The 19,066-nt window shown below is 45.0% G+C and carries 26 protein-coding genes; 14 read left to right on the plus strand and 12 right to left on the minus strand.

Going from position 1 to position 19,066, the window contains the following annotated elements:
- Window positions 1–8 precede the first annotated feature (8 nt).
- Complete coding sequence (locus LN341_RS05065; RefSeq protein ID WP_234204207.1) at window positions 9–560, minus strand: regulatory protein ToxS; 552 nt, start codon at window positions 558–560, stop codon at window positions 9–11.
- Entirely contained in the window at window positions 545–1,435 is an 891-nt protein-coding gene (locus tag LN341_RS05070) for a winged helix-turn-helix domain-containing protein (RefSeq protein ID WP_234204208.1), read from the minus strand. Before LN341_RS05070 ends, LN341_RS05065 begins: the two co-directional genes overlap by 16 nt.
- Before the next feature lie 446 nt (window positions 1,436–1,881).
- Between LN341_RS05070 and LN341_RS05075 the strand changes: the two genes are divergently transcribed.
- Window positions 1,882–3,087, plus strand: coding sequence for a site-specific integrase (locus tag LN341_RS05075; RefSeq protein WP_234204209.1), 1,206 nt, complete (start codon window positions 1,882–1,884; stop codon window positions 3,085–3,087).
- Window positions 3,088–3,411: 324 nt separating this feature from the next.
- Here LN341_RS05075 and LN341_RS05080 read toward each other — a convergent pair whose 3' ends face one another.
- From LN341_RS05080 to LN341_RS05105, 6 genes are all read right to left on the minus strand, one after another.
- Entirely contained in the window at window positions 3,412–4,062 is a 651-nt protein-coding gene (locus LN341_RS05080; RefSeq protein WP_234204210.1) for a hypothetical protein, read from the minus strand.
- Between the two features lie 310 nt (window positions 4,063–4,372).
- Window positions 4,373–4,609, minus strand: a complete 237-nt coding sequence (locus LN341_RS05085) for an AlpA family transcriptional regulator (RefSeq protein ID WP_234204211.1) — start codon at window positions 4,607–4,609, stop codon at window positions 4,373–4,375.
- Between the two features lie 145 nt (window positions 4,610–4,754).
- Window positions 4,755–5,135, minus strand: a complete 381-nt coding sequence (locus LN341_RS05090) for a hypothetical protein (RefSeq protein ID WP_234204212.1) — start codon at window positions 5,133–5,135, stop codon at window positions 4,755–4,757.
- Window positions 5,132–5,374 (minus strand): hypothetical protein, encoded by a 243-nt coding sequence (locus LN341_RS05095; protein WP_234204213.1) that lies wholly within the window; start codon window positions 5,372–5,374, stop codon window positions 5,132–5,134. Before LN341_RS05095 ends, LN341_RS05090 begins: the two co-directional genes overlap by 4 nt.
- A gap of 146 nt (window positions 5,375–5,520) precedes the next feature.
- Complete coding sequence (locus tag LN341_RS05100; protein WP_234204214.1) at window positions 5,521–5,793, minus strand: hypothetical protein; 273 nt, start codon at window positions 5,791–5,793, stop codon at window positions 5,521–5,523.
- A gap of 292 nt (window positions 5,794–6,085) precedes the next feature.
- Window positions 6,086–6,730, minus strand: a complete 645-nt coding sequence (locus tag LN341_RS05105) for a hypothetical protein (protein WP_234204215.1) — start codon at window positions 6,728–6,730, stop codon at window positions 6,086–6,088.
- Window positions 6,731–7,196: 466 nt separating this feature from the next.
- Between LN341_RS05105 and LN341_RS05110 the strand changes: the two genes are divergently transcribed.
- Window positions 7,197–8,084 carry a LexA family transcriptional regulator gene (locus LN341_RS05110; protein WP_234204216.1) on the plus strand — a complete coding sequence of 296 codons (888 nt, stop codon included), beginning with the start codon at window positions 7,197–7,199 and terminating at the stop codon, window positions 8,082–8,084.
- Here LN341_RS05110 and LN341_RS05115 read toward each other — a convergent pair.
- Entirely contained in the window at window positions 8,069–8,734 is a 666-nt protein-coding gene (locus tag LN341_RS05115) for a LexA family transcriptional regulator (protein WP_234204217.1), read from the minus strand. The genes LN341_RS05110 and LN341_RS05115 overlap by 16 nt on opposite strands.
- A gap of 99 nt (window positions 8,735–8,833) precedes the next feature.
- On the opposite strand from LN341_RS05115, the gene LN341_RS05120 reads away from it, so the two are divergent.
- From LN341_RS05120 to LN341_RS05165, 10 genes are all read left to right on the plus strand, one after another.
- Entirely contained in the window at window positions 8,834–9,076 is a 243-nt protein-coding gene (locus LN341_RS05120) for a YdaS family helix-turn-helix protein (protein ID WP_234204218.1), read from the plus strand.
- A 66-nt stretch (window positions 9,077–9,142) separates the two neighbouring features.
- On the plus strand, window positions 9,143–9,688 hold the full coding sequence (locus tag LN341_RS05125; RefSeq protein WP_234204219.1) for a toxin YdaT family protein: 546 nt from the start codon (window positions 9,143–9,145) through the stop codon (window positions 9,686–9,688).
- A gap of 17 nt (window positions 9,689–9,705) precedes the next feature.
- Window positions 9,706–9,849: a hypothetical protein gene (locus LN341_RS05130; RefSeq protein ID WP_234204220.1), complete on the plus strand. Its 144-nt coding sequence runs from the start codon at window positions 9,706–9,708 to the stop codon at window positions 9,847–9,849.
- The gene (locus LN341_RS05135) at window positions 9,839–10,606 is read left to right on the plus strand and encodes a helix-turn-helix domain-containing protein (RefSeq protein ID WP_234204221.1); all 768 of its coding nucleotides are present in this window, start codon (window positions 9,839–9,841) and stop codon (window positions 10,604–10,606) included. Before LN341_RS05130 ends, LN341_RS05135 begins: the two co-directional genes overlap by 11 nt.
- On the plus strand, window positions 10,603–11,328 hold the full coding sequence (locus LN341_RS05140; protein ID WP_234204222.1) for an ATP-binding protein: 726 nt from the start codon (window positions 10,603–10,605) through the stop codon (window positions 11,326–11,328). The genes LN341_RS05135 and LN341_RS05140 overlap by 4 nt, the downstream gene beginning before the upstream one ends.
- On the plus strand, window positions 11,325–11,642 hold the full coding sequence (locus tag LN341_RS05145) for a hypothetical protein (protein ID WP_234204223.1): 318 nt from the start codon (window positions 11,325–11,327) through the stop codon (window positions 11,640–11,642). Before LN341_RS05140 ends, LN341_RS05145 begins: the two co-directional genes overlap by 4 nt.
- Window positions 11,642–12,274, plus strand: a complete 633-nt coding sequence (locus LN341_RS05150; RefSeq protein WP_234204224.1) for a phage N-6-adenine-methyltransferase — start codon at window positions 11,642–11,644, stop codon at window positions 12,272–12,274. The genes LN341_RS05145 and LN341_RS05150 overlap by 1 nt, the downstream gene beginning before the upstream one ends.
- Complete coding sequence (locus LN341_RS05155) at window positions 12,271–12,861, plus strand: hypothetical protein (RefSeq protein ID WP_234204225.1); 591 nt, start codon at window positions 12,271–12,273, stop codon at window positions 12,859–12,861. Before LN341_RS05150 ends, LN341_RS05155 begins: the two co-directional genes overlap by 4 nt.
- Window positions 12,862–13,436: 575 nt before the next feature.
- Window positions 13,437–14,417, plus strand: a complete 981-nt coding sequence (locus LN341_RS05160; protein WP_234204226.1) for a trypsin-like serine protease — start codon at window positions 13,437–13,439, stop codon at window positions 14,415–14,417.
- Window positions 14,418–14,528: 111 nt separating this feature from the next.
- Complete coding sequence (locus LN341_RS05165) at window positions 14,529–15,560, plus strand: helix-turn-helix transcriptional regulator (protein ID WP_234204227.1); 1,032 nt, start codon at window positions 14,529–14,531, stop codon at window positions 15,558–15,560.
- On the opposite strand, the gene LN341_RS05170 is transcribed toward LN341_RS05165, so the two are convergent.
- The gene (locus tag LN341_RS05170) at window positions 15,557–16,078 is read right to left on the minus strand and encodes an SOS response-associated peptidase (RefSeq protein WP_234204228.1); all 522 of its coding nucleotides are present in this window, start codon (window positions 16,076–16,078) and stop codon (window positions 15,557–15,559) included. The two genes, LN341_RS05165 and LN341_RS05170, sit on opposite strands and share 4 nt — an antisense overlap.
- 133 nt (window positions 16,079–16,211) lie before the next feature.
- Between LN341_RS05170 and LN341_RS05175 the strand changes: the two genes are divergently transcribed.
- Window positions 16,212–16,619, plus strand: coding sequence for a LexA family transcriptional regulator (locus tag LN341_RS05175; RefSeq protein ID WP_234204229.1), 408 nt, complete (start codon window positions 16,212–16,214; stop codon window positions 16,617–16,619).
- 2 nt (window positions 16,620–16,621) lie between these two features.
- Complete coding sequence (locus LN341_RS05180; protein WP_234204230.1) at window positions 16,622–17,878, plus strand: Y-family DNA polymerase; 1,257 nt, start codon at window positions 16,622–16,624, stop codon at window positions 17,876–17,878.
- Window positions 17,879–17,881: 3 nt separating this feature from the next.
- Here the strand turns inward: LN341_RS05180 and LN341_RS05185 are convergent, their stop codons facing one another.
- A complete protein-coding gene (locus LN341_RS05185) occupies window positions 17,882–18,490 on the minus strand; it encodes a hypothetical protein (RefSeq protein WP_234204231.1) in 609 nt (202 codons plus the stop codon).
- Window positions 18,491–18,553: 63 nt separating this feature from the next.
- Entirely contained in the window at window positions 18,554–19,066 is a 513-nt protein-coding gene (locus LN341_RS05190) for an ImmA/IrrE family metallo-endopeptidase (RefSeq protein ID WP_234204233.1), read from the minus strand.

Genomic DNA, 19,066 nt, shown 5'->3' on the forward strand with positions numbered 1-19,066 from the left:
TTTTTTCCTTACAGGTTGGCGTTCAGCACCTGAGATCGGGTATTCAGCCCGGTTAACAGTAAGGCTTTTTCACTCAGGATATCAATCCGGTTACTTTGCTCCGCATTGAGCTGAAAATACTGGTTGATGGCGGTAATTTGTTTCGGGGTGAATGCATTTTCATCGCCGGTTTTCAGCTCATTAAAGTGGGTCGGCCGAACCTGCAAATAACCCCCACTGACCTCCCACCGGCCGTATTCAGTAATCGTCAGGTGAAGCTGGTCTTGTGCTTCATTGAACAGCGTAACCCGCGTAACCCGGGAATATAACTGGTTGGGCATATACACAATATGGCTGGTTTCAGTGGTCTTTTTCAGATTTTCAAGCCCCGGTACTTCTGTTGAGGCTACCTCTGTGACTGTGTACGACTGCCAGTTGTGCGCAGTCAGAAAACGGGAGATTTTATGGTCACTGCTGAAGAAATAGTAAAGGCTGCTCAGAGTTACCAGACTGAGAATGGCAATCACAGTCAACACGGCATACCTGTATCGTTTACGCGGCTGGGTTAGTGGACTGAACATGGCAACTCCTTTTCTCTGTCGAGTGTCACGATTGTGAGTGTCATATTATTGCGGTAATCCGCAGGTCGATAAATCAGGTTCATCCACAACTGATTATGCGCGCCGCCGGTCACAATGATTTTGGTTGGCGCGGCAGATTGTGTGTCGCTGGATGTCTGGATGTGGGAAGAAACGCATTGCTTAATCAGGGGGTGCCATTCTTGAGCAATCTTAATCTTGTTGGGGATCAGAACGGGAATGTCGCGGATCATAAACGCATTGTAGAAGGCGCTGGATGAGGGAGGAGGAGCCAGGTAGGCCCAGAGCGGTACGGCAAGACACAATATCAATGCCGCCAGGGCGCTGATAAGGTAACTGGGATACCGGCGCGTCACTGCTGGGGGCGTTACAGGTCTTTCTGACGGGATAGACAGTGTGCCGGGCGCATCGTCAGGCTGATACTCAGTGACAGGGACAGTGGCGCGTGAATCTGTGATGTCATCTGGTGTTTCCGCCTGTATATCTGCGGGGATATCCGCAGTGACTGCAGCATCAATCCGGTCGACGCTGGCAATCATCTGATACCCGCGTTTGGGAATTGTTTTGATAAAAGCGGGTGAGCGTGTGGAGTCTTGCAGATATTTACGCAAAGTAGAAATCGATTGGGTCAGGCTTGAATCATCCACCTCAAACCCTTGCTCACGCCAGATAAAATCATGCATCCGCTGGCGGGAAATGATGGTTCCCGGCTCCTCAAGCAACAACTGTAATGCCCGGCTTTCATTGATACCTAAATAAATCGTTTCTTCCGGCTGAATCTCATCGGCCAGGCTATTGTGTTGGGGGGAGAAAGTAAATCTGTTGCCAATCAAAAATTTACAATGCGTATGATCCATTACCAGCCTTTTGGTGACTTGCGACTCGTATATCATAGACGTCTGTTAGTCTGTTGAATAGCGAAGCGGCTGACTTTAGAGCAGTCTTAGAATTTTTTACAGCAAGGCTTGATTTAAGCTGAACCGACCATATCTAGGTATCAGTAATGAGGTAAACCTGGATTACGGAGTTCAAATGAGCGAGCAAACCTTGCAAAAAAACAAAGAAACACGTGGCTTTCAATCTGAAGTAAAGCAATTGCTTCACTTAATGATCCATCAAATCACTAAATAATTACCAACTTAAACCAATACTAAAGATATCGATTGTTATTTACTGTTTTTAAAGCGCTTATTATCTCAATTTCAAACCGTGAACCTTTCATCAGATATCATCAAATAACCCCTTAAAACGCCTTCTATCATAGCGATTGTGTACCAATTTTTGTACCATGGTGGTAACTGGCATGAATTTGGTACACAGTATGGCGCTATCCGCACTCACGCTAAAGAATCTACATGGCAAAGAATACTCAGGCAAGCCTGAACTGGCCGACGAAGGCGGTTTGTCTATACGAGTTTCACCGAAAGGTAAGATCAGCTTTCAGGTACGTTATCGACTGAGTGGTAAACCCGTTCGGCAGAAAATTGGTGACTATCCAGCAATGAGTTTGCGGGAGGCTCGAAACGAACGTGACAGCGTTATGCAGCTAGTAAAGGAAAACCGAGATCCAAGGCGGGAAGCAGGGAGCAAGAAGCCGGAAACTCTAGGGCAGCTAATTGACTATTGGTACATAAACTACTGTGTACCAAACCGAGACAAGCCAGATAACATCCTACACCGCATTACTACTATGATTCCCTCCCACTGGATGAAGGGAAACGTGAACGGTTTCAGCATTGATGACTGGCGAGAATTGTTTAAGGACATGGCTGATACAAATTCTGAAAAAGGGAATGGTAGCGGCTACGCATTCAACTCAATCATTGAGTTGCGCTCAATCGCTCGATATGGTGTTCGCCAAGGCTTGATGCAAAACATACATTTTGAAACTTTAAGACCAGGTGATTTTGCCAAAGACTACATGCCTGTAGAGCGCTACCTGACACCGTTAGAAATAGGCAAAATATGGCGGAACATAGAAACACTATCGATGCAGATTCGTAACCAGGCAATCCTGCGGTGCTTAATCGTGTTTGGTTGTCGGGTGGGTGAAATTGCTCTGGCCGAAAAGAAAGAGTTCGATCTTGAAAACCTCATTTGGACGGTACCAAAAGAGCACGTAAAAGGAAAAAAACGCGGCGTTGTGAGGCCAATACCAGAGGGTTTGGTTCCATATTTAGAACAGTTACTGAACGAGACTGAAGGGAATCTGGTTTGCCCATCCAGAGTGAACCCATTAAAGCCAGCATCCGTTTCGTCACTTAGTAAGATAGCCGTTCGGACAGCGCATGATTTAGGGCTGGATGAGTTTGACAACCACGATTGGCGACGTACTCTGTCTACGCATTGGACAGATCTCGGAGCACCAATTTACCTATCTGAGAAAATGTTGGGCCACCACTTGCAAGGCGTAATGGCTGTTTACAATCGTTCTGAAATGCTCGAAGAAAGAAGAAAATGGGTCAATATTTGGTTTGAGGCTATTGAAGGGTGGGCTAGATTGTATTAACTCATATAATATCTCACAGCTTCGGTGGTGTAACTTGACCTAATCGTACAATCTGTATAACAGCACCATTAAACTCGCTTCTGGATATAAATGTGTTAGTGGTTTTACTAATTTAGAAACATATGAAATGTCTCAAGTAATATGAGCCTCTAGTCTGCTGATCAAATTCATCTTTCCACTCCATTTTCAGAAATCTCGACGATGAGTTGGTACGCGTCATGTATTTTCAGGCTTTTAAGTAGCAACGGCCAGCAAATAATTTTACTGGCGCGCTGGGAAGATACGTGAAACGTTGGTTGTGTTGGACAGGTTTAAGCGGGAATATCAGTGAATATGATCCGAACGATGTTGTGTGCGTTTAAGCCCCCCGATGACAGCCAGGACGATGACTAACATCAGTAACAAAGGCGGTTCAGAGATTTCCACTGAGGATGCAGACCAAACCGCAAAAACAATTGAGGGGCTCAAAGTGTAGTCGTTAGAATTCAGGGCATTCAGTGGGGGGACGATATTGTTATTCTGTAAATTGTTACCCACGGATACGTATTCGAAGATATGTGGGGAGAATGATGCAATCGTGAATGGGGTATAGATACGACACAGATCTGGGTCTTCACATCCTAACGTCAGATCAGGTGATGAGTCGAATTGTCCATCGATGCCATCAAGGAATACGGTGTCTAACAGGGCCTGAGAGGCGGCCGTTGCCGCAGAAGACGTTGTAAAATAAAAATCCGTGGAGGAATCGCAGCCGTTGAACAATTCAATACAAGTTCCATCCATGAACTTTACATCAAGTAGTGTTCCCTCGACCTCAACATTCCAAGCCCCGGTGAGTTGTCCCGCACCATTAATTTGCAGGATCGGTGTGGCTAGCACCGGTGTCACTATAAATGAAAATAACAAGAAAAAAAGTCCACGTATTTTACTCATCGTATTCACTCCAATCATGAATGGGAGTTCAAATGTATGCATAAATCGATCCATCACTTACAATCAATGAGTTATGGGGTTTTTGACTCATAAGTGTAAAAAAAATCGGCATTTTTGTTTTTTATTGTCGTTTTTGAATGTTGCTGTTGAGCTAATCGTTGCCTGGCGAAAGGGGCGAATTGAACATTGCGCCTACAACAAAAACAGAAGGTCAGCCGCTGGCTGACTTTCCGCAGTTGGAATAGAAAGAGAAAATGTATAGCTATATGGCATTATTAGGCTGGGAGTGAGCTTTAGCACTAACGTACAATAGGGCAGAACCGGCAGATTGAGTCCAGACTAATCTGGCGAATTAGCCCATTGAGTTCACATAATTTACTACATCAGGAATGAAGTAACGCCCAGGATTAGAATTCCCCTTTGGTGCCGGAAACCCCTTTTTACGCCAGCGCCATAGCGTCATGGTGCTAATTCCGAAGAAAGCTATTACCTGAACGCTGGTCACAAACATGCATTTCGGTGGTATGCCTAACGCTGTTTTGAAGTCAGCGATAGATATGTTCACATCAATTTTATCAGCGGTATTCATTGCACTAATCTCATTGCACGATTGGTTTGGAAAGCCGGTGGTCAATCCGGCTTCAGTTATTTATTTTGGTGTTTATTGCTAATCAGCCAGGCGAGGTAAAACACTGCGCAGCCCAAGCCATAAATTAGCGGGGACAGGTATTCCATCAGCCAGCCCTCTGCGTAATATCGTGGATGCGAACACGGTTCAGGGTGTGCCAGCAGCGGGCGTCGCCTTTGAACAGGCCGCCTTCACGCAGTTTGCCGCAGCCTTCAGGCAGGCATTCGCCGCAGTATTGGCAGTTGCCCAGTTTTTCGCGAATTCCCGCGATATCACTGTGAACACGGTGAATTAGCATTTGTAACCCTTCGGCGTGGCCGCAGGGTGGGTTAGGATGTGAGAAGAACTGGCAGATCGCATCTAGCTTTTCGACTTCCACTTTCTCTAAGGGCAGAGGAAAGGTTGTGATTCCGCTGGCCTTGCGGTTCTCGCGTAACTTCTGGGCGCGCTTTCTTCCTTGCTCGCGCTTTTTATCTTCAGCTTTCATGCGGCCTCCTTCTTTGCTTTTGGCTTAGATTTTTTGGCCGGAGACACCATAGCCTTGGCTTTCGCCAGGCAACTTTCGAAGACTTTGCCCTTTTTGAAAGTGCAGGTGGTGCGGTAAAAGCGAAGGGCTTCGTTTACACCTAAATCCACCTCGCTTGAACCGTAGCCTTCTTTATCTAAAGCAGCGGCAACGTTATTACAAATAAATGCTTCAATGCTGTTTCTTACTGGTTCTCTCATTGCACGATTCCTTATGGTTGAATACTGGCACTCAAGGGAGTGCCTTGCGGTGTGGTCAGCACTGCTGTATTCTTTGTCTTGAGCCTGAGGGTTCATTGCACGAATGGAAACCCCGCTTGGTTTGGTCACTGAGTGGGGTTTTCTGCTTAATGAAGCGCCATTTCCCGCTTAAAGGCTTCGTCAATGCTAGCGGCCATGTGGCCAATCTTTTCAAACTGACGAATGCAAGATTCATCAACGCTTACGTGGAAGCCATAAAAGAAGCTCTCTAACTGCTTATCCATTTCTTGTATCTTGAGTTTTAGTTCGTCATTGGCAGGTAGACGGGATTCAATGATTTGCATTTCTGCCCGAGCCTGAGCAAGTTTGTTTATTCCGCTGGCAAGCTGAATAAATTTGGCGGTATTTAGTGTTTTCATTTGTTTTTCCTTTCTGATTGGGGTGGTCAGCCCTGATTTAATGTAAATTTCTCATTGCACGAGATGGTTAATTTTTTGTGAGGCGCTATTTCAAACTAGTTTTTATTTTCGATGACTTGTGACTGAGTATTGTCATGGTGTTATTCCCAAATTGATGCCCGTTTTTAACCACGTTTTTTTTCGTGCTATCCTTTTGAATTCAAACTAACAAAAGGGAATAAAATGTTAGGGACAATTGTGTACATCATTCCACGTCGCGGGATGTTTGCCATCAAGTCAGACGATGGATCCTTCACGGTTTCTGAGCACATTGATACGTGCAACCTGGAAGTTGGCCAGCGGGTTCGTGGCCCTCTGGATTCTCTTGGTTGTGAGACGCTGTACAACATTGATGAGCAGGAGCACTTTGAGGTTTGCAACGAGTGGTGTCAGCTTTCAGAAGCTCAGGCTCGTAGTGCGCTTGCTCAATTTCTTTGATCTTCCGAAGGATTGCCCCGCAAGCATTTTGAGCACCGGCTCGGAACTGAGGATGCATTTGTTGGTGCTCTGACAATTCAGGATTGTTTGGATACTTTTTAGGGCAGAAGGCTTGATTCACCTGCTCAACATGGTGACGAAGTTTATCTAGCTCCGGTGTTGATGACGGTATTGCAATATCGGACCCGAATGATAGATCTACGATTACTTCGCATGAGCAGCTACTGTTTAATTGAGCCTGCGTTTTATATGCCTCATCAATTGCGAGTACATAGCCCCAAATACCGGATGATTTGATATCTTTCTCCCGGTACAGGATGGTGTTATCCCGTTGTACATTAATTACATTGATCAACTCCGATAAAGCCAGGTGCATGCCATGAAGACTTAAGCGGACGGTACGGCCGTTCGTTGGACTAGGGCATTGCTGTGCTGCTTCGAATTCATTCCGTGCGTTCATTTCGGTCTCCTAATTTGAAGCGGGTGGTCAGCCCGCGAGTTCATTACACGATTGCAAAATTATGCTGCGAGACGTCTCGCAAATGTCTACCTAATCAGTAACTTCCGTTTGTATCCGATAAATCAATCGTTTAACTTTCATCCCGCACATAATTCCTAAGTGTGTATTCTTCGCTATCAATGTCCTTGCTGTTTGGCAAGGCACGACACTTCGGTGTCGTTCTTAAGCCGCTGGGAGAGTAATCGCTCTCAGTGGCTTTGTTTTATTCCGAACTAATCCAGAGATAATCAAAACTTTAAGTTATAAAAAGACTATAACCTAAAGTTGTTTTGGTCAATACTTAAAGTTATATTTTGGTGCTTAACAACAGTCGAACTGCGCTTATATATATGAAAAAAAAGAGTTTTCTTGGTCTTGATTTTTTGGTATGAAGTTGATTTGAGTGATCAAGGGGAGTTGCGAAATAATGAAAACAGCTGAAGAGAATAGAGTGGCAAACTCACGTAAACTTGCTGCAACTGTTGGGAGCTTGGCGAATTTTTCCGATAAGATAGACAGGTCTGCAACTCAAGCAAGTCGATTTATGGGTAAAAACCCTACGACAATAATTGGCCCGAAAATGGCACGACACATAGAGACTTGCTTCGGTAAGCCTGAAGGTTGGTTAGATGTAGATCATTCTCACACTTTTGATTTTAATGATATTTTTGCCAAACGGCTCAATGCTGCCTGTGATAGGGCTGAAATTCCAATAAGAGGAAGAGCAAGATATTTTCAAGATCGGTTGTCTGAAAAAATTACGATAGTCGCAATTCGCAGATGGTTTCTGGGGGAAAGTACTCCAGATACAAAGCGGCTTCCTGAGGTTGCGTTGATCGCTTCCACAACCGTTGAAAACCTTTTAGGCTTGGAAGCTGTTAGTCATTCTCATCAGGAAATTGTTACTATTCACCGAATACCTGTTATCCAGTGGAAAGATATTGAAGATTTTTGCAACTTTGGGACGAAAGCAGTTGAGCCTATTGAGGAGTTGTATTACCCCAAATCTAATATTTCTTTAAAAACTTTTGCGCTAAAAGTTATTGGTGACACAATGAGTAGCCCTCATGGTAAAAGTTTTATTGAGGGCGATATTATTTTCGTCGACCCTCAAATTGTGCCGAAGGTAGGTATGAGAGTAATAGCAAAAATAAAGAAAGGCTTTACATTCAGAGAGTTGGCTCATGATGAGCTTGGTCAAAAATACTTGAAACCACTAAATTCACATCATCAACCTATATTCGAAGAGTCGCTAGACATACAGGGAGTTGTTATCGGAAGCTTCTATTTTGAGCCACCTTACTCTTTGAAATAACTACCAATTACAACACCACAAATTTCTATGCCTTCTTCAATTATTAATTCATGAGAAGGGTTTGGATTGAGTGGTTTAAGATAGAATTCACCAAAATCATTCTGGGCTAGTTCTTTAAATGTATGTCCTTTTGAAGTTCTGGCAACAACTCTATCGCCAGGCGCAGCAGTTTTCAGTGGATCTACAAAAATAATCGTTCCTTCTGGATAGCTACGTCCATAAGGGTTTGTCATTGAATCGCCAACTACTCTTAGAGCAAACGTTTTTTCTGATGCGTTTTTCTCTGGGCAGATGATTAACTCAAAATCATCAATATTCATTTGTGTTTCAGTATTACAAAAATCGCCAGCTCGTACCCAAGAAACAATCGGCACTTCCCGAACGTGCGGTATAACTACATAGTTTACACCAGGTTCACGAACTACATTTTCTTCATTCGGAGCCCAATGTGGTGGGTTTATTCCATAGATTAACCATTCGGGAGACACTCCCAAAAGCCCTGCGAACATCTCAAGCCTTCTAGGTTGAAGTGTTTTACCAAGTTCAATCTTGGAAACCATTACTTGAGAGGTATGCGCCTTCTCTGCCAACTCTAGCTGTGACAGTCCTTTGTGGATGCGCGCTTGCTTAAATCTATCTTTTAGTTCCATTTACTCATCATACAACATTAAGTTTTGAAATGAGCAATAGCAAAAAGTTTTGAAAGAGCTAAAACTTTAAGTTATATTTCATTTCAGAAGGAGGTGTCTATGTATGCTAATGCCTTAAGAAAAGCCATTGGTAACTGCAATGGTCAAAGCCAATTGGCAGAAAAGGTTAACCAAGTGACTGATAAAGATAAGTATTTGAAGCAATTCAATATCAGTAAGTGGATACAGATGGGGCGAGTTCCGTCTGAATGGGTATTGGATGTAGAAAATGCATCCGGTGTTCCATGCTGGGAACTCAGGCCAGATCTTTATCCGCCAAGTCGCTTTGCTAATGCAGCCTAGGTTAAGAATAGAACATTAAGTAATCAAAAGCATGAATGCTGTATTTCAACCAGTAAGGAGAACAACATGCAGAGCTTAAAAAGCGTTACACGTAACGCTGTGGAAGGATGGCGCACAGAGGTGTCGAAAAACTTCATTGCCTCGAAAATTGCGCATTTCTATCACAAATTTGATTTGGCTTCGGAATCCGACGCGCAACGCAAAGTGCTGCTGAAAGTGCCGGGGGCCGACGACAAAAACAACGAGCAAAATTTCTGGCGTTATCTGGAAAAGCCAAGCGATGAAGCCAAAGCAACCATCATGGATTTGCTGCCTGCCATTCTGGCTGCGCTACCCAAAGCTCGCGGCTGCCAAATGCTGAACACCTTTCTGAACCCGTTAGGGTTTTCTGTCGCGGTGATTGGCGCCAATGAACATACCGTTAACCGGGATAACCTGCTGGCCGCGCTGAGCAAAGAAAGCTCCGAGGCACTGGTATCTGTGTTGAAACTGCCTGAGAACGCATCGCTTGACCAACTCCGCACCGCTTACAAAGAAGTGCAGGAGAGCGCCGGTTCTCATGAGCCACTGCTTCAGTACCTTGAAGCGGAAATGACCCGTAAAGCTGCCTGATTACAGGAATTCGTGCAATGAATCTTTTATTTAAAACCATTAACGGACAGTCGTGCTGGGTGCTGACCACACCGCGTGCCGCTGTCATTATCAGCCGGGCCGAGGCTGAACATATCTACCGTACCAAAGTGCAGCAGGCGAGGTTAGCCAATGTCCATTAAAGTGATGACCATGGTGTGGGACTCGCCGGCCTTTTCTGGCAACACCAAGTTGATCATGTTGTGCCTGGCAGACTACGCGAACGATGAAGGGCTGTGCTGGCCCAGCATCGATTCCGTGGCCCGCAAATGTTCTCTTTCCCGTTCAACGGTAAAAGCCCAGCTGAAGAAGCTGGGCGAACAGGGCGTGCTATCTGCGCAACGCAGAAAGAAAACCACTGAAGAGGGTACGAAAACCAACGACACCAACCTGTATCAAATTCACATTTCGGTACTGAAAAACACCTTGGAAGAGGGGGGCGAATTTAACCCTAGGTCGAAATCTGACCTAGGTCAGAATAGCGCAGGGGGTAGGTCGAAATCTGACCCCAAACCGTCATTAGATCCATCAGATATTAAAGATCCCCCTAAAGCCCCCCTTAGCGAACATTCTGAATCGAATTCAGAACCAACCGCTGAAGGCAAAAAACGAAAGCGATCGGCAATCAGCCTGCCGGATGATTTCACTGTGACCGACGCCATGCAGCATTGGTATGCCGAGCAGGGTTTCACTCTGAGCATTCAGGCAGCCACACAGCAATGGCGAGATGCCATGCTGGCGCGGGGCCAGAAGTATTCCGACTGGATTGCCGCCTGGCGGAACGGTATGCGCAATGCCAACAAATGGGCCAGTGAACGCGGAGGCAGCCAGCAGCAGGGCATGTTCAGCCGTATGGGCCGCAGCGATGGAAACTATGGACCACCGGAGGGTTACCGATGAACGCATTTCAACGCCTGCAGGCCCGGGTGCCTGCGCACATCAAACCGTATACCGCTGAGCAAATGGCGGCGATTCGTCAGCAGGAGGCCGAGAAAACGGCCAGTAAAATTCGTAACGAACACCTTGCCGCAGTGGCAGCGAAAGCCGTTGGCCGTAGTGGTATTCGTAAAAAACACATCCACTGCCGGTTTGAAAATTACTACACCCACACACCGCAGCAGCGGCAGACGTTTGCTGAGGTTCGCCGCTGGTTTGATGGTTTTCTTGCTGGGAAATCAGGCGGGTTTATTTTTGCGGGTACCAGTGGCACTGGCAAAAACCACCTGGCTTGTGCCATGGGTAACGAGCTGTTGAGCCGTAAGCGTTCGGTGTTGGTGATCACTGTGGCAGAGCTGATGAGCAAATTCCACGAAGCCTACAGCACCAAGAACACCACCGAGGCCGCGATTATCCGGTACCTTTCGGGCGTGCATTACCTGGTGATTGACGAAGTGGGCCGCCAGCGCATGAGCGTGAATGAGCAGGTATTGCTGGGCCGGATCATTGATGGCCGTTACCAGAACGAACTGCCAACCGGCATTCTGACCAACCTTGAACAAAACGACCTGATCGCTGTGCTGGGCGAGGCATCGGTTGATCGCATTATGGAAGACGGCGGCGCGTGGCTGAGCTTCAACTGGCCCAGCTACCGCCGCAACAAACACATGGAGAAAGCAGCATGAACGAGCAGCAAGAAGCAATGTTACTGGAACTTCGCGGGCTGGCCGTTCGTGCCGCCATTCGCCATGTGGTTATGTTTGAAGGTATTGAATACCGTTCGGCCATTAAGCTGATCGCCGAGCACTGCAATGTGCTGTCAATGGATGTGGTGAAGTGGCGGGAATTCGGTGTGCCATCAGACAAGGTTGATTTGTTGTTGGAACTGTTGAACCGGTATTCACCATGGGCACGCCATCAGCTGCGGCCACGGGTACGCGAAGCGGATATCTGGCTACGTGTGGAAGCGGCACAGGAAGAACAGGCGAGGGCAGCGTAATGGCTATTCTGATTCGGTCCCGTACTACCGTGGACGATAAAAACCGCTGGGGCACGCAGTGGAAATGCTTTTGGGATGCAAAAGCCCTGTATGGCCGTGAGTTCAACCTTGATGTGTGCGCGGAACCGGAAACCGCCAAGGTTAACCGGTTCTATACATCGCTGGAATGGTTGGAAGAAAAGGCCGGAAACTATTTCAAACGTGGGACAGGTTTTGGAAATACCTTCTTTAACCCGCACGCTAAAATTGTGGGGTTCGATGCCTTGCAGCAAGCATGGGAGCCGCACTGGTGGTGTAACCCGCCGTTTGATATGAAGATGCAGTTTGTTGCTAAAGCAGCCGCTGAGGCCAGAGCCGGAAACCCGGGCATGATGTTGTTGCCCTATGAGCCGTTAACCGGATGGTGGCAACAGGGCATAGAAGGTGTGGCGGCAGCTGTGTACGAGCCAGACGGGCGTTATAACTTCCTGAGAACAGACGGCGTAACCCAAAAGAAAGGCGCGAACTTCGGTAGTGTGTTTGTGCTGTTTACTCCTGGTTATTTCCCTATCACACAGCGGATTCGGTTTAAACGCGGGATAGCGGAAGATTTAACGATCAACTTTCGGGAAAAGCTGGAGGTAGCAGCATGAGAATTGAAAAACTCATAGGGAAGTTTGGCCTGAAAGGCATTAACTATGCCCCCAGTACCGGAGGCAGGGCGCTGTTAACGCTAGAAGAACAACTGGCGATTGTAGGGTTGCAATGGCGGGTTTCGCCTGCAGGCTGGTTGCTGCTGTTTGAAGAAGTGCAGAGCGATGAAGCTTCACGCAAGCAGCTGATTCAGATTCTGATGGGCGAAGCGAACCGGCTGATGGAAAACTGGCGCGGCACCTACCCGGATAAGGCACTGATTGCGTTAGCCGTAACGGCGATTGCTGAGTGTTCACAACAGTTCGGAGCGCTCTGCCCCGAATGCAACGGCACTGTCTATACCAAAAACAAACGCCGGATCACCCGCAAGTGTCCAGCCTGCAAAGACGGTCGTGTACCCTGGACCAACGAAACCCGCTTCGCCAAATTTGCGCAGGTATTACCCGTTCCCTTCAGCCGGTTCAACCGTTACAAGCCGATACTGGAAGAGTTAGTGCGTTGGTTGAACGACGGGAGGACAGCTGCCTTGCTATCGGTTCAGCAACAGATTGAGCTGGAGGAAAGGGAGGCGAGGAAAGTGGCTTGAGGCCAAATAAGGCTTAGCGGGGCTAAGCCTTATCCTTTCTGTTTGGCATTCGCATATCCATTGAAACTAACTGTAGGTTTGACTGAATTTGATGGCGATGGTTCTCTGTATCGTTCAGCTAGAGTCATTTTCCGACCGATGACACATCCACCTCCCCAGCCAGCTGAAGACCGTTTGAGGCGCTGTGTCCAACCTCGTTCAAAGTCGTCGTACTCTCGGCTGTTTGGAGGGTATGGATTGTGATAGTGAGGGCCGGAATTAAATCCTTCATCATACGCATCGCTGTGGCTGCTCATGAAATTCAATCATTATGCAATTTGTTGATTTAGGGTGAGTATCGTTAATCGTATTAGAAATTGGCGTATCAATTAGAATTGAATGCGGAATTCCCTGTTGAATCATCATAGCACCTTTAATTCTGTACTTTTTGATTATGGATATGCTACAGGCATAGTAAAAGAATAATCACCCGTATGGGTGAAGATTAGGTGCGGAGTTCTTTGTAAGATAACACTGTAAAAACGAATTCTCCTTAATGGAGTGGTTGTTGAAATAACGATTAATAGGAGTTTGATATGAAAGGCACAATGTTTTTTCTGTTCATGATTATTAATTTCCCATTAATGGCTGGCGATGCGGATATAGATGTAATTAACGGCAATCCAGCTGAGGTTGGAGAGTTTCCAAATATGGTTTTTCTGGAAATTGACCTTGAAAATGGGTTTGTATCAAATTGTGGTGGGACTTTAATACAAGATGAGTGGGTTCTTACTGCAGCACATTGTATTTATAATGAATTCGGGAAAATATATAGTAACATTGATGTGATTATTAATGAGCTATATATCCCACCTTCGAATTCAAATAACATTTATAGCTCAGCTGCTGTTATACCTCATCCGGAATATGATCCTACTTTAGATATTCCAAATAAATTCAGGGATGACATAGCTCTGATATATGTTCCTAATCTTTACAAGTTAATAAATTCTTATTTGCCGTCTTTCAATTTCGTGGAGTCAATACCATTTAGTGATTTGGAACTTCAAATAGCAGGCTGGGGTATTACTGAAAGTGGAATGGCATCAAGTAATTTACAAAAAGGTTCAGTTGGAATGTTGAATTTTTTACAATGCTTGCCATTTTGGTCTGGTTTACTTGATAATTTACCAAATGTTGTATGTATAGAAGTGATTAATGAACAAACTGCATGCTTAGGTGATAGTGGTGGACCTTTATACACATCATTAGAAGGTAAGCAAATTCAGGTTGGAATTACGAGTTTTGGTGATGGGAGTTGTAGTAAAGGAATTGTTCCTGAATTACCAGCAGTATATACAAACGTATCTAGTTATATTGACTTTATAAATGGGGTAATAGTAGATAATGGTGGTCAACCTGTTGAAGTAATTGATGAAGACATTAGGCGAAGTGCTCCACCATCAAGTGATTCAACATCAGCTGATGATTCTGGAGGAGGGGCTTTTGATTGGTTTGTAATATTAATAACTTTAGTATTCCTCTTTAAGTATCGGTTTTTCAAAGTAAAAAAATAGTCAGCATTAGAATAGTCTCAAATATCTGAGACTATTCTCTATTTTAAGACATCATTAGTTTTTTTAATGCATATAATTGATAGTTAATAGAATTTTTGATTAAGAATGCACATGAATATTGAATTATTTTCTGAGTTGGTTCGGTATTTATATGATGGAATGATTAAAGATGATTATAGTGAGTTTTTGAATTTACTGAAAGATGTTACGAGAAGTAATAAAGCGGTATTGTGTACGGGGAGTGATTTACATCTAGATGTTGATAGTGAATCTTGGAGGGAGCCAATACATTCATGGTTTGATATTGTTGAGGATGATCCTTTAACAAAAATTGCATTGTCATTGAAACCAGGTGTACTAATCACTACCACCCCAGCGATACATGATTGTATTAATGGCACTAAATTTCATAAGATTTACAATGATGTGGAAGCGTATCATGTATCTGGTTTTCATAATGTTATTAATAATATCCCTATTACTCTATCGATAAACAGGTCTAAAAGTCACCATGAGTATAGTCGTGACATTAATAATCTTATTAGCGTTCTGTCTAAACATGTTTCCCAATGCATGTTAATTAAAAGTGGCAAACAAAATCATGAGTTTAGAAAGAATTTGATACTTCCATTAATGGAGTTTTGTAATTTTCCAGTATGCGTGCTAGACGCAAGATGTAATATTATCGATATGAATTCAAATTTTTGCAAATGGGTGATTGAAAGAAGAGGGGATATTAACACATATAAATTGAACTTTCAGTTTCATTCAGATCAAGCTCTCCTTGAGAGGAATGTTAATCAATTTAATTTTATTGGGTTTAGCGAGTTCGTATTACATGATGGTTCACTTATTAGGCTGCTTCCAGCTCCATCTGAATCGGGTAAGACCCGGATTTTTTTGACGATTGTTTCTTACCATACAGTAGATACTGAATGGTGTATAAAAGCCTACAGCCTAACACCTAAAGAGAAAAGGCTTGTGGACGGGTTAATTGATGGATTAAGTTTGCAAGAATTTTCAGAAAAATATTATGTATCTATGAATACAGTTAAAACGCAAATGAAGTCTATCTTTAGAAAAACAAATACACACTCTCAGCAAAGTCTGATTGCCAAAGTTCTGGGAAAAACTGTTTACTAAACCTTTGAAATTTCGATGTGGTTCTTAGAGCTTCTTGAAATTACACAGCTTTGAATCCATTCGTATATATCTTCTTGGTTGATAATGACAGGTATTCTATGATGAACAGGTTTACAAATCTCATTCGCTTTCGTGGTCAGCGTTACAAGCAACGGCTGTTCACCTTCAAACCAGATACCGGCCATGTAGAGTGGCTGTCCTTCAGGGTGGCTAAAAAAGTACTTCTGTTTTTTGGTACCACCTTCATCACGCCATTCGTACCAACCTGAGCAGGGCACAATGCAACGATGGGTTTGCATGGCACTGCGCCAGGTGGGTTTTTGCATAGCAGTTTCTGCCTGTGCGTTGATCAGCAGTTTCTTCGACCAGTTGGGCTGAATGCCCCAGTGCATGTCCAGCTGCTCCAGGCCATTCGGGCTGCTGATCACAGTCGATACTTTTTGCGTTGGCCGCAGATCGGAATTTTCTTCCGCTTCGAACCGAATGCGAAGCTCGTCCGATACCTGATTGTTCAGCATGTTAGCCAGAATGTTGAGCCGTCCGCACATGGTATACCTCCATTTGAAATCGCTAATATTGAACTTGATCAGTATTGACCAAGAGCAAAACTGTGCCCACAATGATACTGTATAAATAAACAGTATATCCAGTATGAAAGTAATCCCAATATCAGCAAGTGCAGGTATAACAGGCTTTGAAAGCCCTGCTGCCGATTATCAACAACTACCTCTGAGCTTAGATGAACTCTTGGTGGAGCACCCGAGTGCGACATTTATAGGCCGAGCTTGTGGACGCAGTATGGAAGGCGTGGGCATTTACGATGGTGACATTCTCATTGTTGATCGTCATGTGCAGGTTCAAAACATGGATGTGGTTGTTGCGAACATCAACGGTGAGTTTGTTTGTAAGCTGGTTGATACCAAACAGCGGCGGCTTTTATCGGCTTCGCCTGGCTATCCACCTATGTGGATTTCTGAAGTAGATCAGTTCTCGGTCGAGGGAGTCGTTGTGCGTTCTATTCGCTGTCACCGCCAAAGCCGGCTGCTAACGGAACAATAAGTATGTATGCCTTAGTTGATGCGAACGCTTTCTACTGTAGTGCTGAGCAAGTTTTCAGGCCGGATCTGCGCGGCCGTCCGATGGTTGTTCTGAGCAACAACGATGGCTGTGTGGTTGCCGCGAATCGGCAGGCTAAGGAGGCTGGCGTTGAGAAGTTCAAAGCCTACTTTGAAATGCGGGCTATGTGCGAAGCGCGGGGCGTGATTGCCTGTTCTTCAAACTATGAGTTGTATGGTGATCTCTCCGCGAAAATGATGCAAGTGATCGGCAGGTTCGCTCCTGAGCAGCATGTGTATTCTATTGATGAATCGTTTCTGGCATTTCATCGTTGTGAGAAAGCGATTCCAGATTTGTTGGTGCATGGCCAGCAGCTGCGGCGAGCTGTGTGGAAAGAATGTCGGCTGCCCGTTTGTGTTGGCATTGGCCCGACGCTGACGCTGTCAAAAGTTGCAAACCATGCGGCTAAAAAGGTTGAGGGTTACCACGGTGTTTGTGTGATCGACAACGAACCGCAGAGAACAGCGATATTGGGGCAGATGAAAACGTCAGACGTTTGGGGAATTGGCTCCCGGATTCGCAAGCGGCTGGAATTCATGGGAATCAATACCGCGCTACAGCTGGCAAGAATGCCGCCGGGCATTGCCCGTAAAGAGTTCAATGTAGAAGTCGAGCGTACTGTCCGTGAGTTAAACGGGGAAGTCTGTAAAGGCTGGGACGAAGCAAGAGCAGACAAGAAGCAGATATTCAGCACGCGAAGTGTTGGGGAACGCATTACTTGTCCGCAAATGTTACGTCAGGCGATCTGCAAACATGCTGCAATTGCTGCTGAGAAACTCAGGCAGCAGCAATCGCTGGTACGTACAATGATGGTCTTCGCTGCGAACTCACCGTATGACGAAAAGCCGCAAGGCTTTAAGACGGTATACCGATTTGCTTTTCCAACAGACGATACGGTGGCGATCACGAAGGCTGTTGCAGCACAACTGGCAGCACTCTATAAGCCTGATGTGCGGTACTACAAAATCGGGGTCGGTTTCATCGACCTGACCAGCGGCAAGCACAAGCAAGAAGACTTGTTTGATGATTCACCCAGTAACCCGGCCCTGATGAAAGCGTTCGACGGGTTGAATCAGAAGTACGGCAGCGGGGCGTTGTTTCTGGCTGCTCAGGGCATCGATCCCCGTTGGGCAATGAGGCGAGAATTTCTCTCGCCTCAGTACACCACCAAGTGGCGGGACTTACCGAAGGTGCGGTGTTGATGATTAACCTTTTAGTTTTTTGTTGATGGCTTCAACTATGTTAGTCAGAAGTTCGCTTAACGGGCCAGCAACAGTTACGCTCTGTTGTTGAACCTCTTGCTGATTGTTAAAAGTAAACTTGATTAATGTAAGCATTAATGTAAGTCCAACACCTAACATAAATGCAACTAAAGTAATGATTGAGCCGGCTGACAACATAGGATCCATAAGACTTTTCTTTGCAGGAGCATTTTTTTGTGAAGGCGTGTCTTTGCTCGCTTGTTTGCTTTCTGATGACTTTTGAGGTTGAGAGTCAGTAGATTGGTGGTTACTTTGTAGAGTTACAGATTGTGCAGATTGCATTTGCAAATCTTTAATATGGCTGATGGATTTCGTTGTGGAGCAAAGCCCTACAATCAAAAATGCGACAGCAAGAAGCATCACAACGGCAAAAGATACACCTTTTAGCCATAGAAAAGTTGTCTGTTCTTTTATTCTGAAATCAACTTCTCTTTCATTTTGTAACGATGTGCCTGTAGGTAATGGACCATCGCTCAAATCAGCACTTGGATCAATCGTCCCAACACTGCTTGCTGGTATAGTTGTACCTGCCTGATCATCATCAATTGCCATCAAAAAGGCCCTCATTTATTAGAGGGCCTTAGAGTATATGGAATATCTCTGGTAATCAATTAATTAGGCGCTAATTGATAGAACACCTAAGTTTTTGAGTCTGAATTGCATCGCAACTTGAGATACTTTGAAGTGGCTTGCAAGCTCTACAATTGAGGAAATTTTCAAATTATAAATAAAGTGCCGAATGGCATCATCCGGCATGAGTAACTCGGCAGCAAAGTTGTTTGCTTCTCTTTCTTCCCAAGCAACAGAGTCAGTAGAGAATGACCCTGGATAATCTCTACGTTTACCTGCTCCTGGGTAGACGTGTCCTAGTACATGGTGTCCAATTTCATGCGCAAGAGTGAATCTCTGTCGGTTGGGCGAATCACATAGGTTTGCATAGGCAAACTTACGCCCATCATCTGTTACTTCAGCATAACCGCTGAGTGACTGCATTTCGTCTAAACCGGGATCAAAAGGGGATATATACCCTACATCGATGCCAAGATTGCTTGCTATAGCCTCAATATTTACAGGAACACGCCTATCCCAATATTTATCAAGGACTTGCTTAACTGCTGGCATTCCCAT

The organism is Photobacterium sp. TLY01, assembly GCF_021432065.1.
Lineage (GTDB): Bacteria > Pseudomonadota > Gammaproteobacteria > Enterobacterales > Vibrionaceae > Photobacterium > Photobacterium halotolerans_A.